Below are 17160 nucleotides of genomic sequence, written 5' to 3'. Positions count from 1 at the left end.
GCCCATGTGCCAAACGTCAAGGAGGACGAATGGCGGGGCCTCTCACCCCTCATCAGCTGGACCTCACCCCAACCCTGGCCGCCGCAGAGCTGACCGACGACAACCGTGTGATCGTGCTGGTGATCGCCGCCGTCGCGATCGCGGCGCTCGCGGTCGCGGTGGTGCTGGTACGACAAGTCCTCGCGGCCGGCGAGGGCACGGACAGTATGAAGAAGATCGCCGAAGCCGTTCAGGAAGGCGCCAATGCCTATCTGGCCCGGCAGCTCCGCACCCTCGGTGGATTCGCCGTGGTGGTGTTCTTCCTGCTCATGCTGTTGCCGGCGGACGACTGGCCGCAGCGCATCGGGCGTTCGGTGTTCTTTCTGATCGGTGCGTCATTCTCGGCGGCGACCGGCTATATCGGGATGTGGCTCGCGGTGCGCAGCAATGTGCGCGTCGCGGCCGCCGCCCGTGAGGCCACCCCCGAGCCCCCCACCACCCCCGTCAATGGCGATTCGGCCGCTTCCTCGCCCGGTAAGCCGAGCGTGGATCTCACGGCCGTCTCGCACAAGGCAATGAAGATCGCATTTCGTACCGGCGGTGTGGTGGGCATGTTCACCGTCGGCCTCGGACTGCTGGGCGCCTCCTGCGTGGTGCTGGTCTACGCGGCCGACGCGCCCAAGGTGCTGGAGGGCTTTGGGCTCGGCGCCGCGCTGATCGCGATGTTCATGAGGGTCGGCGGTGGCATCTTCACCAAGGCCGCCGATGTCGGCGCCGACCTCGTCGGCAAGGTCGAGAAGGGCATTCCCGAGGACGACCCGCGCAACGCCGCGACCATCGCGGACAACGTTGGCGACAACGTCGGGGACTGCGCCGGTATGGCGGCCGACCTCTTCGAGTCGTACGCCGTCACCCTGGTGGCCGCGCTGATCCTCGGCAAGACGGCCTTCGGCGACTCCGGGCTGGCCTTCCCGCTGCTCGTCCCGGCCATCGGCGTGGTCACCGCCATGATCGGGATCTTCGCCGTGGCCCCGCGCCGCTCCGACCGCAGCGGGATGAGTGCCATCAACCGGGGCTTCTTCATCTCCGCCCTGATCTCGATGGCGCTGGTGGCGATCGCGGTCTTCGCCTATCTGCCGTCCAGCTACGCGGACCTCGACGGCGTCACCAGCCGGGAGATCCTCGGCCACAGCGGTGACCCGCGGGTGCTCGCGCTCGTCGCGGTCGCCGTCGGCATCGTGCTGGCCGCGCTCATCCAGCAGCTCACGGGCTACTTCACCGAGACCACCCGGCGTCCGGTGCGGGACGTCGGCAAGACCTCGCTGACCGGCCCGGCCACGGTGGTGCTCTCCGGTATCTCGCTGGGTCTGGAGTCCGCCGTCTACTCGGCGGTGCTGATCGGGCTGAGTGTCTACGGCGCGTTCCTGCTCGGCGGCAGTTCGATCATGCTGGCGCTGTTCGCCGTGGCGCTCGCCGGTACCGGTCTGCTCACCACGGTCGGTGTGATCGTCGCCATGGACACCTTCGGCCCGGTCTCCGACAACGCCCAGGGCATCGCCGAGATGTCCGGCGATGTCGAGGGCGCGGGTGCGCAGGTGCTCACCGACCTGGACGCGGTCGGCAACACCACCAAGGCGATCACCAAGGGCATCGCCATCGCGACGGCGGTGCTCGCCGCGGCCGCGCTCTTCGGCTCGTACCGCGACGCCATCGCCCAGGCGGTGAGCGATGTGCACACCTCCGTGGCCGGGGAGATGAATCTGAACCTGGACATCTCGCAGCCCAACAACCTCGTGGGCCTCGTCCTCGGCGCCGCCGTCGTCTTCCTCTTCTCCGGGCTGGCGATCAACGCGGTGTCGCGGTCGGCCGGTGCGGTGGTCTTCGAGGTGCGGCGGCAGTTCCGCGAGAAGCCCGGGATCATGAACTACACCGAGAAGCCGGAGTACGGCCGGGTCGTCGACATCTGCACCAAGGACGCGCTGCGCGAGCTGGCCACACCGGGTCTGCTCGCCGTCATGGCGCCGATCGCCGTCGGCTTCACCTTCGGGGTCGGCGCGCTCGGCTCGTTCCTGGCGGGCGCGATCGGCACCGGCACGCTGATGGCTGTCTTCCTCGCCAACTCCGGCGGCGCCTGGGACAACGCCAAGAAGCTGGTCGAGGACGGTCACCACGGCGGCAAGGGGAGCGAGGCCCATGCCGCGACGGTGATCGGCGACACGGTCGGCGATCCCTTCAAGGACACCGCCGGTCCCGCGATCAACCCGCTGCTGAAGGTGATGAACCTGGTGGCACTGCTGATCGCCCCCGCGGTGGTCAAGTTCTCCTACGGGGACAACGCCAGCCCGGGGCTGCGCGCGGCCGTCGCGGTGATCGCCGTCGTGATCATCGTGACCGCCGTCTACATCTCCAAGCGGCGCGGAATCGCCGTAGGTGACGAAGACAACTCCGAGCGCGTGGCGAAGTCAGCCGACGCGGCGGTGGTGTCCTGACCCCGGAAGGGGCTGAGGGGGCCGGGAAAGCCCCCGCGACATGCGGGCGGGCGGTGTGCGACGGCACATCGTCCGCCCGTTCCCTGTCCACTCCCTGTCCGCCGTGTGCCATCCGCTCGATGAGGCCATGTCCACAATGAGCGTGGTGCAAATACCCCTAAAGATATTCATACGGGACGCTCTCCCGGTGGGCTTGGCCGGATGGACGTGTATGTTCCGGGGCCGAGAGCCATGGAAGGGACCAATCCGGTGAACAAGAAGCTTGTGGCTGCACTGTCCGGCGGTGCGGCACTCGTACTGGCGCTGACCGGCTGCGGGGGCGGCGACGACGACAAGAAGGTCAACGACTGGGCCAAGTCGGTCTGTGACGAGGTGCAGCCTCAGCTGAAGAAGATCCAGGGCGCCAATACCGCGATCCAGGGTGCCGCCGACGAGCAGGACTCCAAGAAGCTGCAGCAGACCGACTCCAAGGCGTTCCAGGAGATCTCCGAGTCCTACGGGGCACTCGCCAAGGCCGTGAACAAGGCGGGCCCGCCGCCCGTGGACAGCGGCGACAAGACCCAGAAGCAGGCGGTCAAGGAGCTCAACGCCACCTCGGGGTCGTACACGAAGCTGAAGTCGGCCATCGACAAGCTGGACACCTCGGACAAGTCCAAGTTCGCCCAGGGGCTCGCGGGCGTCGCCGATGAGCTCGACAAGCTCAGCAAGTCGGGTGACCAGGCCCTGCAGAAGCTCCAGGAGGGCAAGGTCGGCTCGGCGATGGCCAAGCAGCCCGGCTGCCAGAAGCCGAAGACGGCCGGCGGCGCCACGACGCAGTCCTAGCCGGCCCTCGCCGGCTCTCGCAGCCCTCGTAGTCCCGCCGGGCGGTCCCCGTGGTCCCCTTACGGGGACCGCCCGGGAGATCTGCCGCCAGGGGGCCAACGGCGCCCTCTGGAGCGCCCTTTGTCGGCCCGTCACCCCGGTCGGCGCGGGCGATGTCGTCCCGATGCCGATTGCCGTCGCCCGCTGTCGGTGGTTGCCGTGACAATGGGGGCGTGAGTACGCACGAGTCCTCGTTCCGCCTTCCCACCGCCGACCCCGAGCGCACCGCCCGGCTGCGCGAGGCGCTGTCGGCCGCCTCCTTCACCGCCGACGGTCTGCTGGACCTGTTCGGCCCGTCCGCCTACACGGCCCTGGCGCGCGGGGAGACCGTCCCGGCGCTGCGCGCCACCCGGGGCGGCAGCGGCCCGCTGGAGACTCTGGTGCGGCTCTTCCTGCTGCAGCGCCCCGTGGCGTACGGGCGGGCGGCCGCGGCCCTCCCCGCCGAGGACTGCCTTGCCGACGGCTGGCTGGTGCGCGACGGCGACGAGGTGCGCGCGAGCGTGGACGTGCGGCCTTACGGCGGGCCCGAGGGCCAGGACTGGTGGATCGTCTCCGACCTGGGCTGCGCCGTCGGCGGCGCGGCAGGGATCGGCGGCCCGGGCGGCGCGCGTGGCCGTGCGGACCGCTCCCGGCTCGTCCTCGGGGTCGGCGGCGCGTCCACCACGCTCGCCGGTCTCACCGTCCCCGCGCCCGTGGACCGGGTCCTCGACCTCGGCACCGGTTCCGGCATCCAGGCGCTGCACGCGGGCCGCCACGCCTCCCGCGTGACCGCCACGGACCGCAATCCGCGCGCCCTGGCCATCGCCCGGCTGACCCTCGCCCTGTCCGGGGCGCCGGAGCCGGATCTGCGGGAGGGGTCGCTGTTCGAGCCCGTCCGGGACGAGACGTACGACCTGATCGTCTCCAACCCGCCCTTTGTGATCTCCCCGCGCTCCCCGGAGGGCAGCGAGCTGGTCTACCGGGAGGGCGGGATGTCCGGGGACGATCTGTGCCGCACCCTCGTCCAGCGGTCCGCCGGGCACCTCGCCGACGGCGGCTGGTGTCAGCTGCTGGCGAACTGGCAGCACGTCGAGGGGGAGGACTGGCGCGAGCGGCTGGCCTCCTGGGTTCCGCCCGGCTGTGACGCGTGGATCGTGCAGCGCGAGGTGCAGGACGTCACGCAGTACGCCGAGCTGTGGCTGCGCGACGCCGGTGAGCACCGGGCCGGTCCCGAGGCGTACGCGGCGCGCTACGACGCGTGGCTGGACGAGTTCGAGGCGCGCAAGACCACGGCCGTCGGCTTCGGCTGGATCACCCTGCGCAAGTCCGGCGCCGACCGGCCCTCGGTGACCGTGGAGGAGTGGCCCCATCCGGTCGAGCAGCCGCTGGGGGCCGAGGTCATGGCCCACTTCGACCGGCAGGACTTCCTGCGCACGCATGACGACGCGGCGCTGCTGACCGCCCACTTCCGGCTGGCCGACGAGGTCGTCCAGGAGCAGGTGGGCCCGCCCGGGGCCGAGGATCCCGAGCATGTGGTGCTCAGGCAGCACCGGGGGATGCGGCGCGCGACGAAGGTGGACACGGTCGGGGCGGGCTTCGCGGGTGTGTGCGACGGCACACTGAGCGCGGGCCGGATCCTCGACGCCATCGCCCAGCTGCTCGGGGAGGACCCGGTGGTGCTGCGCGACCGCACCCCGGAGTCGATCCGGCTCCTGGTCGAGCAGGGCTTTCTGCAAGCGGTGGGCGACGACGGCATAGGGATGTCATGACGGCACAGGGGACGCCACGACGAGAAGTGCGCCGCGCGTGTGCTGGGGGCGTGCGCCGGTGGTACAGCGCTTCACCCCGCGCCCCCGTATGGCAGGAAGCTGTCGCGGGGGCGCCGAAGGGGCCGCCCCGGGGCGGGTGCGGACGGGGCCTGGCAAGGTGACGCGCGCCGTTCACCCGGGGTTCGCGCTCACGCCTCCCGGGCGTGCCACGCTCCCGCCATGGAGAGCGGACCTGCGATCTTCGCCGGAACGGCATTCGTGTTGTTCGGCGCCGCGCTGCTGCTGTGGACGGTGGCGCGCCTGAGGCTGCGTGCGCCCGTCGCGCACGGTGTGAGTCCTGTCGCTTCCGCGGCGCTCTCCCTTCTCTTCGGCGTCGCCGCGCTCGGCGGCGGAATCTGGTGCCTGGGTTACGCCTGACAGGGCCTTCCACGCTGCCTCGTGCCGGTCCGGGCGGCAGACAGGACGGTTGTCGGGTTACCGTTCGAGTGGCGTTGCGGGCTTTTTCCGTTTGACACGGGGGCGGGATGTACCGTCACACTCCGCAGCGTCACCGCAGAGGGAGGCCGTGAGCGTTACCCGCACGGCACTGCCCGTTCACCGAGAGTCGACCGGAGAGAAGAGCCAAGTTGTCCCCGACCACCAGCGAGACCGCACAGGGCGGCCGCCGACTCGTCATCGTGGAGTCGCCTGCCAAGGCGAAGACGATCAAGGGCTACCTCGGCCCGGGATACGTGGTCGAGGCCAGCGTCGGGCACATCCGGGACCTGCCGAACGGTGCGGCCGAGGTCCCCGACAAGTACACCGGCGAGGTCCGGCGCCTCGGCGTGGACGTCGAGCACGACTTCCAGCCCGTCTACGTGGTCAACGCTGATAAGAAGAGCCAGGTCAAGAAGCTCAAGGAGCTGCTCGCCGACTCCGACGAGCTCTTCCTGGCCACCGATGAGGACCGCGAGGGCGAGGCCATCGCCTGGCACCTCCAGGAGGTCCTCAAGCCCAAGGTCCCGGTGCGCCGGATGGTCTTCCACGAGATCACCAAGGACGCCATCCGGGCCGCCGTGGCCAACCCGCGCGAGCTGAACCAGCGCCTGGTCGACGCCCAGGAGACCCGCCGCATCCTCGACCGCCTCTACGGCTACGAGGTCTCGCCGGTCCTGTGGAAGAAGGTCATGCGCGGCCTGTCCGCGGGCCGGGTCCAGTCGGTCGCCACCCGTCTCGTCGTCGAGCGCGAGCGCGATCGCATCGCCTTCCGCTCCGCCGAGTACTGGGACCTCACCGGCACCTTCGCCACCGGCCGGGCCGGTGACGTCAGCGACCCCGGCACCTTCGGTGCCCGCCTTACGGCCGTCGACGGCCTCCGGGTCGCCCAGGGGCGCGATTTCACCTCGCTCGGGCAGCTCAAGAATGGACAGCGCGAAGCCTCGATTGAGGGCGGTGGTGGGCGACGGGAGGGCGGGCTCAACGTCCTGCACCTGGACGAGGCGGGCGCCCGCTCGCTGGCCACGGCCCTCGTCGGCACCGCCTTCACGGTGCGCTCGGTCGAGTCCAAGCCGTACCGCCGCTCGCCGTACGCGCCGTTCCGCACCACGACCCTGCAGCAGGAGGCCAGCCGCAAGCTGGGCTTCGGCGCCAAGGCCACCATGCAGGTCGCGCAGAAGCTGTACGAAAACGGCTACATCACCTATATGCGTACGGACTCCACCGTCCTGTCGGACACGGCGGTGGCGGCGGCCCGGGCGCAGGTCACCCAGCTGTACGGGGCCGACTACCTGCCCGACAAGCCGCGCACCTACGCGGGCAAGGTCAAGAACGCCCAGGAGGCGCACGAGGCCATCCGCCCCTCGGGAGACCGTTTCCGCACCCCGGCGGAGACCGGCCTCAGTGGCGACCAGTTCCGGCTCTATGAGCTGATCTGGAAGCGGACCGTCGCGTCCCAGATGAAGGACGCGGTCGGCAACTCGGTCACCGTCAAGATCGGCGGGCAGGCGAGCGACGGCCGGGACGCCGAGTTCTCCGCCTCCGGTAAGACGATCACCTTCCACGGCTTCATGAAGGCCTATGTGGAGGGCGCCGACGACCCGAACGCCGAGCTCGACGACCGCGAGCGCCGGCTGCCGCAGGTCACCGAGGGCGACCGGCTCACCGCCGAGGAGATCACCGCCGACGGCCACGCGACCAAGCCCCCGGCCCGCTACACCGAGGCGTCGCTGGTCAAGGAGCTGGAAGAGCGCGAGATCGGCCGTCCGTCGACCTACGCCACGATCCTGGGCACCATCCTCGACCGCGGCTACGTCTTCAAGAAGGGCACCGCGCTCGTGCCCTCCTTCCTGAGCTTCGCCGTGGTCAACCTGCTGGAGAAGCACTTCGGCCGGCTGGTCGACTACGACTTCACCGCCAAGATGGAGGACGACCTCGACCGCATCGCGCGCGGCGAGGCCGAGGCCGTGCCGTGGCTGAAGCGCTTCTACTTCGGCGAGGGCGCCCAGGCCGGCGCCGCCGAGGCCGGGAACGGCGACGGCGACCACCTCGGCGGCCTCAAGGAGCTGGTCACCGACCTGGGCGCGATCGACGCCCGGGAGATCTCGTCCTTCCCCGTGGGTGACGGCATCGTGCTGCGGGTCGGCCGCTACGGGCCGTACGTCGAGCGCCCGACGGAGGTCGAGGGCGGCACCGGCCGCCGCGCCGACGTCCCCGACGACCTGCCGCCGGACGAGCTGACCGTGGAGCTCGCGGACGAGCTGCTCGCCAAGCCGAGCGGTGAGTTCGAGCTGGGTCCCGACCCCGAGACCGGTCGCATGATCGTCGCCAAGGACGGCCGCTACGGCCCGTACGTCACCGAGGTGCTCCCCGAGGACACCCCCAAGAGCGGTAAGAACGCCATCAAGCCGCGCACGGCCTCCCTGCTGAAGTCGATGTCCCTGGACACGGTGACGCTGGAGGACGCGCTCAAGCTGATGTCGCTGCCGCGCGTGGTCGGCACCGACCCCGAGGGCGTGGAGATCACCGCGCAGAACGGCCGCTACGGCCCGTACCTGAAGAAGGGCACGGACTCGCGGTCGCTCGAGACCGAGGAGCAGCTCTTCACCATCACGCTCGAGCAGGCGCTGGCGATCTACGCCCAGCCCAAGCAGCGTGGCCGGGCCGCGGCCAAGCCGCCGCTGAAGGAGCTGGGCACCGACCCGGTCAGCGAGCGTCCCGTGGTGGTCAAGGACGGCCGCTTCGGCCCGTACGTCACGGACGGCGAGACCAACGCGACGCTGCGCCGCGACGACGACGTGGAGACCATCACGCCCGAGCGCGGCTTCGAGCTGCTCGCCGAGAAGCGCGCCAAGGGCCCGGCCAAGAAGACCGCCAAGAAGACGGCGGCGAAGAAGCCCGCGGCCAAGAAGACGACGGCGAAGAAGACGGCCGCCAAGAAGACCGCGGCGACGAAGACGACCGCGAAGAAGACGGCCGCCAAGAAGACGACCGCGAAGACCGCCGCCAAGAAGACGGCGGCCGAGAGGTCGTCGGCCAACGCCGAATAGCCGGCCGACGGCGGGCGGGAAAGCGGAGGAAGGCGGAGCAATCCGCACGCCATCCACGGCTCACCGCCCGTTTGTTCGGCCGGGGGGCCGAGGATTCTTGTGATCCGGATAGGCTGGCGGGATGACGCGAGAGCAGCCAACGGACGTGACCGCCACTTCCGGTGCCCTTGCCGCGGACTCCCGCGAGCGGGCCGTACGAGCCCTGCTGCGCTATCAGCCGCTGCGACGGCTGTGGAGCGCTCAACTCGTCGGCGGTGCCGGGGACGTGCTCGCCGTGCTGGTGCTGGTGCTGCTGACGCTCCAGGCGTCGGTGGCGGCCGACTCCTTCGGCGGCGGGTATCGCGGCGCGGCCTTCGCGGTGGCGGTGGTGCTCGGCGTACGGCTCTTCGCGACCGTGCTGTTCGGCGCGGTGCTCCTCGGGCCGCTCGCCGCGCTGATCGGCCCCTCCGGTCCGCTGGACCGCCGCTGGACCATGGTCGGCGCGGACGGTCTGCGGCTGGTGCTGCTCCTCATCGCGCCGCTGTGGATCGACTGGGCCCCGGCCGACGCCGTCGCCTGGCTGCTCATCACCACCTTCGTCGTCGGCGTCGTGGAGCGCTTCTGGACCGTGGCCAAGGACGGCGCGGCCCCCTCGCTGCTCCCGGCGCCGCCCGCCGAGGGCGCCGCCGTGCGGCCGCTGCCCGACCACCTGGACGCGCTGCGCCGGCTCTCGCTCCGTACGAACTTCCTGACGCTGCCGATCGCGGCCGCCGTGCTGCTCGTCGTCACGCTCATCGGCAGGCTGCTGGGCACCGGCGTGGAGTGGTTCCACACCCACCAGGCCGCCCTCGGCTCGTACGTCGGCGCCGGGCTCTTCGCCGCGTCGATCTCGATCCTCACCTTCGTCGAACTGCCCGGCGCGCAGACCAGCCGCACCCGCTCCCCCCTGGAGGGGCTGCGCCGCCCCCGCGCCGCCTCCGGGAGCGGCGCCGACAAGGGCCGCACCGGAGCCGTTCCGCTGCTGGTGCTCGCCTGCGCCGGGGTGGCGGGCGCGATCGCCGCGGCCGTGGGCGTCGCCCCGCTGCAGGCCATGGACCTCGGCGGCGGGCCGGTCGGCTTCGCCCTGCTCGTCCTCGTCCTGACCGGCGGTCCGGCGATGGGCATCCGCTGGGCCCCCAAGGTCCTCCCGGGTCTGTCGCGGCGCCGGCTGCTGGCGCTGTCGGTCGCGCTGACCGGGCTCGCGCTGCTCACGGTGGGCCTGGTGCACGACACCACCACCGTTGTGCTGATCGCCCTGATCGCGGGCGTGTCGGCGGGTGTCGCCGCCCACACCGGCCACTCCCTGCTGGACCAGGAGTCCGAGGAGACCCGCCGGCCCCGGATGACCGAGCACGTGCAGGCCGTCGTCCGCGTCGGCGTCGGGCTCGGCGCGGTCGCCGCACCGCTGCTCGCCGCCGTCATCGGACCGCACCGGCTCGGCAGCGGTGACTTCGTCTTCGCCCACGGCGGCGCGGCCTTCACCCTGATGCTGGTGGGCGCGCTGCTGCTGCCCGTCGCCGCGCTGGTCCTCGGCCGGACCGACGACCGGCAGGGCGTGCCGCTGCGGCGCGATCTGCGCGAGGCGCTGCTCGGCAGGGGCGGCGCGGACGAGGGACCGGCCGCCACCGGCTTCTTCATCGCCGTCGAGGGTGGCGATGGCTCGGGCAAGTCCACGCAGGTGGAGGCGCTGGCCGAGTGGATCAGGGCCAAGGGGCACGAGGTCGTGGTGACCCGTGAGCCGGGCGCGACCGCGATCGGCAAGCGGCTGCGCTCGATCCTGCTCGACGTCTCGTCCGCCGGGATCTCGCACCGCGCCGAGGCGCTGCTGTACGCGGCGGACCGCGCCGAGCACGTCGACACCGTCGTCCGCCCCGCTCTGGAGCGCGGCGCGGTCGTCATCTCCGACCGCTACATCGACTCGTCCGTCGCCTACCAGGGCGCGGGGCGCGACCTCGCCGCGACCGAGATCGCCCGCATCTCGCGCTGGGCGACGAACGGCCTGGTGCCGCATCTGACGGTGCTGCTGGACGTCTCGCCGGAGACCGCGCGCGAACGCTTCACCGAGGCCCCGGACCGGCTGGAGTCCGAGCCCGCCGAGTTCCACCAGCGCGTACGGGCCGGATTCCTGGCCCTCGCCGCCGCCGACCCGGCCCGCTACATCGTCGTCGACGCCGGGCAGCTGCCGGAGGCGGTCACCTCCGTGGTGCGCCACCGCCTGGACCAGATGCTGCCGCTGTCCGAGGCGGAGGTGAAGGCCCAGGAGGAGGCCCGTAAGGCCGCCGAGGAGGAGGCCCGTCGCCGGGCCGAGGAAGAGGCCGCCCGCAAGGCCGAGGAGGAGCGGCTGGAGCGCGAGCGGCAGGAGGCGCTCGCCAAGGCCCGTGCCGAGGAGGAGGAGCGCAAGCGGCGCGAGCTGGAGGAGGCCCGCCAGCGCGAGGCCGAGCGGCAGGCGGAGGCGGCCCGTCAGCGGGCCGAGGACGCGCGCCGCAGGGCCGAGGAGGACCGCAAGCGCATCGAGGCCGAGGACCGCGCCCGCGCCGCCGAGGAGGAGCGGCGCCGCCTCCAGGCGGAGGCGGACGCGCTGCGCAGGGCCGAGGCCGAGGCACGCCGCCAGGAGGAGCAGCGCAAGGCCGAGGAGGCGCTGCTGCGGGCGGAGCAGGCACGGCTGGCGGCCGACGCGGCGTCCTCCGGGGCGGACGCGCCGACCGTGGAGACCGAGGCCCCGGCCCCGCCGCCCGAGGACGAGGACGGCCCCCGGGGCACCGGCGGCGCCCGGGGCGCGGCGGGTTCCGGCGCGGACGACCCGCATCCGCACCCGCATCCGCACCCGCACCCGCACCCGAACCCGCACCCGGACACGACGGAGACGGTCCAGACGCCGAGGTTCGACCCACGGGCGGGGCACGGCGGCGAGTCCGGCCGCCCCGGCACCGGGTCGGCGGCCGATGAGACCGCGGTGCTGCCCCCCGTGCCTCCCACGCCTCCCACGCCGCCCGTGCCGCCGCAGAACGGCCCGGACGCCGACGAGACCGCTGTGCTGCCGCCCGTACGGCCTCAGGACGGCCCGGAGCGCCGGGGCGGCCCGGACGCCGAGGAGACGACCGTCCTGCCCCAGCCGCCCGCCGAGCCGCGCACGAACGCGGCCGACGAGACGGCCGTCCTGCCGCCTGTACGGGACGAGCGCTCCGCCGATCCGGCGGACCGGGTCCCGCCGTGGCTGTTCCGCCCGGACGAGGGCCAGGGCCAGGGGCAGGAACACGACCAGGGGAACGAGCGCACGCGCGAGATGCCGCAGTACGGGCAGGGCCAGGGCCAGCCGCAGGGCGAGGCGGAACCGCCGCGCCGGCGCCGCCGCCCCGAGTGGGCCGAGGAGACCCCCCTGGACGACCTCCCGTCCCTGGCCGACGAACTGCTCGGCCCCCGCGATGACGAGGACGGCCGCCGCCGCTGACGGTACGGCCGGGCGCCGCTGCGGATGGCCGCGCCCGGCTGTTGGACGGGCGACGATGGCGGGTGACCGCCGGAGGCCCGCCGGCCGGGCGGCGGCCACCGGAGGCCGGCCGGGCGGCGTCAGCGGTGGCCGGCCGGGCGGCGTCAGCGGTGGGTGGCCGGGCGGCGTCAGCGGTGGGTGGCGCGTCCGGGTGTCGGTGGGGTGGACCACAATGGGGTGCCGTAGGGACGAGCGGCGGAGGCAGCCATGGCGGTGTGGGACGACCTGGTCGGGCAGGACCGAGTGGCGGCCCAGCTGTCGGCTGCCGCGCGGGACGCGGACGCCCTGGTCACGGCGGCCAGTGAGGCGGGCGGCGGCCCCGTAGGGGAGCCCGTGGCGTCGTCCAAGATGACCCACGCCTGGCTGTTCACCGGCCCGCCCGGCTCGGGCCGGGCCACCGTCGCCCGCGCCTTCGCCGCCGCGCTGCAGTGCGTCAGCCCGGACCGGGCGCTCGGCGGCATCCCCGGCTGCGGCTTCTGCGACGGCTGTCACACCGCCCTGGTCGGCACCCACGCCGATGTGGAGGTGGTCCGTACGGACATGCTCACCATCGGCGTCAAGGAGACCCGTGAGCTTGTCCGCCGGGCCCAGCTCTCGCCTGCCGGGGGCCGGTGGCAGGTGATCGTCATGGAGGACGCCGACCGCCTTACCGAGGGCGCGGGCAATGTGCTCCTCAAGGCCGTCGAGGAGCCCGCGCCGCGCACCGTATGGCTGCTGTGCGCGCCCTCGCTGGAGGATGTGCTGCCCACGATCCGCTCCCGCTGCCGCCTCCTCACCCTCCGTACGCCCCCGGTGGACGCCGTGGCGGACATCCTCGTCCGGCGCGACGGCATCGACCCCGAGGTCGCCGCCTCCGCCGCCCGCGCCACCCAGGGGCATATCGGCCGCGCCCGCCGTCTGGCGACCGATGAGCGGGCCCGCGCCCGCCGTGCCGCCGTCCTGAAGCTCCCGCTGCGCGTCGACGACGTGGGCGGCTGCCTCAAGGCGGCCCAGGAGCTGGTCGACGCGGCGGCCGAGGACGCCAAGCAGGTGGCGGAGGAGGTCGACGCCAAGGAGACCGAGGAGCTGCGCGCGGCATTGGGCGCCGCCGCCGGTACGGGCGGGCGGCTGCCGCGCGGTACGGCGGGGGCCATGAAGGACCTCCAGGACCGCCAGAAGCGCCGAGCCACCCGCACCCAGCGGGACAGCCTCGACCTCGCGCTCACCGATCTGACCGCCTTCTACCGGGATGTGCTGGCCCTCCAGCTCGGCTCCCAGGTCGCGCTCGCCAACACCGACGTACGGGACGCGCTGGAGCGGCTCGCGTCGGGTTCGAAGCCCGAGCGGACGCTGCGCCGGATAGAGGCGATCACGGCCTGTCGTCAGGCGCTGGACCGCAATGTGGCGCCGCTGCTGGCGGTCGAGGCGATGACCATGGCGCTGCGGGCGGGCTGAGTCACCCGTACGGGTTCGTCGCCGGACGCATGGAGCGTGTCCGGATGGATACTCTCCGTAAGGGGGCGAACCGGTCCTATCCCATAGGAACCAGTACAGGGTGGAACCAGTACAGGGTGATCCATGTGATCCGGCCGGCGCGATCCCGCGACTCGACCGCGAACCGAGGGATCAGTCCATGCACACCCGACACAGCAGCCGCCCGCTCCGGCCCCTCGGCGCCGCCCTTACGGCCGCCGCCCTGCTGTCCTCCGGCTGCTCGGCCGACGCCTCCGCGCCGCGCGCCGCGTCGCTGTCGAAGAGGGCCGTCCCCGCCGCCCTCAAGCCGTACTACGAGCAGACGCTGAACTGGCGCCCCTGCGGCGGCGCGGACTTCGAATGCGCCACGCTCAAGGCCCCGCTCGACTACGCGAGACCCGGCACCGGCCGGGACCTGAGGCTCGCGGTCTCCCGTAAGAAGGCCACCGGCACCGGCCGCCGCCTCGGCTCGCTGCTGGTGAACCCCGGCGGCCCCGGCGGCTCCGCGGTCGGCTATCTGCAGAGCTTCGCGGCCGTGGGCTACCCGGCCCGGGTGCGCGCCCGCTACGACATGGTGGCGATGGACCCGCGCGGCGTGGCCGAGAGCGAGCCCGTCACCTGTCTGAGCGACAAGCAGATGGACACCTTCACCCAGACCGACCAGACGCCCGACGGCCGCGGTGAGACCGACCGCCTCGTCGCCGCCTACAAGAAGTTCGCCCGCGGCTGCGCGACCCGCTCCGGCCGGATCCTCGGCCATGTCTCGACGGTCGAGGCGGCCCGCGACATGGATGTGCTGCGCGCCGCGCTGGGCGACCGGAAGCTGCATTACGTCGGCGCCTCCTACGGCACCTTCCTCGGCGCGACCTACGCCGACCTCTACCCCCACCGCGTCGGCCGTCTCGTCCTCGACGGCGCGCTCGACCCGACGCTGTCCTCCCGGCGCATCAACCGCGACCAGACCGCCGGTTTCGAAACCGCCTTCACCGCCTTCGCCAAGGACTGCGTGCGCCGCACCGGCTGCCCCCTCGGCACCGGCTCCGTGGCCGCCGCCCGCGACCGGCTCGGCGCCTTCTTCGCCCGCCTCGACTCCCACCCGGCCCGCACCGGCGAGTCCCGAGCCCTGGGCGAGCCCCTCGCGACGATCGGCGTGATCTCCGCCATGTACGACGAGACGGCCTGGCCCCAGCTGCGCACCGCCCTCCGCTCCGCGATGGGCGGCCACGGCGGCGGTCTGCTCAACCTGGCCGACCTCTACTACGAGCGCGACACCGACGGTTCGTACGCCAACCTCATGTACGCCAACCCCGCCGTCAACTGCCTCGACCTCCCACCGGCCTTCCGCACCCCTGCCGAGGTCAGGAAGTCCATCCCCGACTTCCAGAAGGCATCCCCCGTCTTCGGCAAGGCCCTCGCCTGGGCGGCCCTGAACTGCGCCTACTGGCCCGTCCGCCCGACCGGTACAGCCCATGCCCTGCACGCCAGGGGCGCCGCCCCCATCGTCGTCGTCGGCACCACCCGCGACCCGGCCACCCCCTACCCCTGGGCCCGCGCCCTCGCCACCCAGCTCTCCTCCGCCACCCTCCTCACCTACGACGGCGACGGCCATACGGCCTACGGCCGCGGCAGCGGCTGCATCGACAACGCGATCAACACCTACCTCCTCACCGGCCGCCCACCGGCCCCCCACACCCGCTGCCGCTGACCAGCCCCGCCCCAGCCCAGGCCCCACCCGGCCCCGTACGGAGCACCCCTCGAAACTGTGTAGACTTGGCGGCGCTGCTGCTGCCAATCTGGCTCCGCGGCATGCCGCCTTAGCTCAGTTGGCCAGAGCGACGCACTCGTAATGCGTAGGTCAAGGGTTCGATTCCCTTAGGCGGCTCAGCTAGAATCCCAGGTCACATAGCCGTGACCTGGGGTTCTCTGTTGCTCGGGGCATGGCATGTCATACGGCCGGGGTGCCGTGACTTTGCCTGCGTGAGCGATGCGTGAGCGGCGGGCCTTCAGGGGCCTACTTCTTGGGCCTCTTACGCTTGGCCAGCCCCGACTGGTGGACAAGCCGTGAGTTGACCGTCCGGTCCGTACCGAGCTGGCCCTCGGCCCGCATGGGGCCTGTCCTTGCCCGAACGCCAACAGCCGGTAAGTCCACAAGACAGAATGATCGGCATGGTCGCGATCATCAGGTGCACAGAGGCCGAGAAGGCACATCTTGAATGGCAAGAGGACTTGTTCCCGGCTTCCGGACGTCGTGAGTGGACATGGACGACCACGCGCCTCAGGGAGTTTTGGACCAAGGGTAGCCACATCACCCTGGTCGCGACTCCTGATAGGTACGGCGTCATGCAGGTGACCAGACTCGGTCACACAAAGCGACTGCGCCAGGTTGCTGACTTGCAGCAGAAGCTGGAGATTTCCCATGTCACTCTGCTTCCAGAGCCGGTGACCTTGAACGAACTCATTGCGTTGCTAACCGCACGGCATCGCGTGCACCTAGTTGAGGAAGGTCAGCAGACAGAGGCGACGGGCAAGGCTCTGCTTGCCGCATTGGTCGAGTTGCAACCTGACGTAGACCGTGTGATCGGCCAACTTAGAGCGGCTTTCGACGGCTATACCGTGCGCTCGAAAGCGGGGCAAGCCCTGGCGACCCAGCGCGACGCAGTGCTGGGAATCGGGCGTATGGCGGGGATGAGCATCCCCCAGCTCGCCCGGTGGGATCCGCCTGCTGAGGAACTGTACGACGACAGGCCGCCGCCAGCGTATCTCGACCTCCTGAGCCGGACGGCTACGACTTCAGCAGGCGCGGGCCGAGCAGCCTCGCAGCACGATATCGCGATCGAGGATCACCACATCGGCAGAGATGCTGAGATATTCCTGGGCTGGATCGGTGAGCTAACCGGGCATGTCGCCTGGCGGCACTTCCGGCAGGACGAGCAGTCGCTGTTGATCGCCAACGTGAACCGCACAGCCGCTGAAAGAAACTCCGGTGCTGACCTCCTCTATTACCACCAGAGCCGCGGAAGCCTCATCCTCGTCCAGTACAAGAAGCTGGACAGGGTGGGCGGTTACTACTACCCGGACAGCGACGGCAAATTGGCCGACGAACTGAGGCGCATGCAAGACGTGGACGCCTACGCTGCCCGTCTCCGACGACCGACTGACGACCACAGGCTGAGTCCCGATCCGAGCTGGATCAAGTTGTGCCCGCCTGAAGGGCTGATCCCGCAGGCAAACGTCATGGTGCAGGGAATGTACTTCTCCCGCCAGCACTTCCAGCGTCTGAGGGATGACCCAAGGCTGAGGGATGGCCGGGGCGGAGCGCTGCGCTTTGGTTACTCCAACGTACCAAGCTACTTGGACAACACCATGTTCACCCGGCTGGTGGAGACGGGCATGATCGGTACTGCCGGAGCGAGTACGGAGATGGTGCGGCAGCAGGTCATGCGGAGTGTCCGTGAAGGTCGGCTGCTCACGGCCGGTGTGCTCACCGGCAAGGAACAGCCTCAGTCTGCGCGCAACAGCGCCCGTCGCCGACGCCGTTGAAGCAGTTGCGTAGGTGAGTCGAGGAACACAGTTGGCCCTCCTGGTGGGCTTTGTCCGATGGG

General features: G+C 71.6%; 9 protein-coding genes and 1 tRNA gene. All 10 read left to right on the top strand.

Annotated features, from left to right (window positions below; all coding sequences use genetic code 11):
• The first annotated feature begins 29 nt into the window (after window positions 1–29).
• The 10 genes from JK364_RS38680 (at window position 30) to JK364_RS38635 (ending at window position 17098) form a co-directional block, all read left to right on the top strand.
• Window positions 30–2468 carry a sodium-translocating pyrophosphatase gene (locus JK364_RS38680; protein ID WP_201856094.1) on the top strand — a complete coding sequence of 813 codons (2439 nt, stop codon included), beginning with the start codon at window positions 30–32 and terminating at the stop codon, window positions 2466–2468.
• Window positions 2469–2717: 249 nt separating this feature from the next.
• Window positions 2718–3290: a small secreted protein gene (locus tag JK364_RS38675; protein WP_244202836.1), complete on the top strand. Its 573-nt coding sequence runs from the start codon at window positions 2718–2720 to the stop codon at window positions 3288–3290.
• A 152-nt stretch (window positions 3291–3442) separates the two neighbouring features.
• Entirely contained in the window at window positions 3443–5077 is a 1635-nt protein-coding gene (locus tag JK364_RS38670) for a DUF7059 domain-containing protein (protein WP_230993164.1), read from the top strand.
• 219 nt (window positions 5078–5296) lie between these two features.
• Window positions 5297–5494 carry a hypothetical protein gene (locus tag JK364_RS38665; RefSeq protein WP_201856092.1) on the top strand — a complete coding sequence of 66 codons (198 nt, stop codon included), beginning with the start codon at window positions 5297–5299 and terminating at the stop codon, window positions 5492–5494.
• 209 nt (window positions 5495–5703) lie between these two features.
• Window positions 5704–8601, top strand: coding sequence for a type I DNA topoisomerase (topA, locus tag JK364_RS38660; RefSeq protein WP_201856091.1), 2898 nt, complete (start codon window positions 5704–5706; stop codon window positions 8599–8601).
• A gap of 121 nt (window positions 8602–8722) precedes the next feature.
• Window positions 8723–12067 carry a dTMP kinase gene (gene tmk / locus JK364_RS38655; protein ID WP_201856090.1) on the top strand — a complete coding sequence of 1115 codons (3345 nt, stop codon included), beginning with the start codon at window positions 8723–8725 and terminating at the stop codon, window positions 12065–12067.
• 246 nt (window positions 12068–12313) lie between these two features.
• Window positions 12314–13540, top strand: a complete 1227-nt coding sequence (locus JK364_RS38650) for a DNA polymerase III subunit delta' (protein WP_201856089.1) — start codon at window positions 12314–12316, stop codon at window positions 13538–13540.
• A 178-nt stretch (window positions 13541–13718) separates the two neighbouring features.
• Window positions 13719–15263, top strand: a complete 1545-nt coding sequence (locus JK364_RS38645) for an alpha/beta hydrolase (RefSeq protein ID WP_201856088.1) — start codon at window positions 13719–13721, stop codon at window positions 15261–15263.
• A 103-nt stretch (window positions 15264–15366) separates the two neighbouring features.
• Window positions 15367–15440, top strand: a tRNA-Thr gene (locus tag JK364_RS38640).
• A 284-nt stretch (window positions 15441–15724) separates the two neighbouring features.
• Window positions 15725–17098, top strand: a complete 1374-nt coding sequence (locus JK364_RS38635; RefSeq protein ID WP_201856087.1) for a hypothetical protein — start codon at window positions 15725–15727, stop codon at window positions 17096–17098.
• Window positions 17099–17160: the final 62 nt, after the last annotated feature.

It is taken from the genome of Streptomyces endocoffeicus (assembly GCF_016741935.1).
Lineage (GTDB): Bacteria > Actinomycetota > Actinomycetes > Streptomycetales > Streptomycetaceae > Streptomyces > Streptomyces endocoffeicus.
Note: the sequence above shows the minus strand (reverse complement) of the source record. Positions and strands in the feature narration are given on the sequence as shown.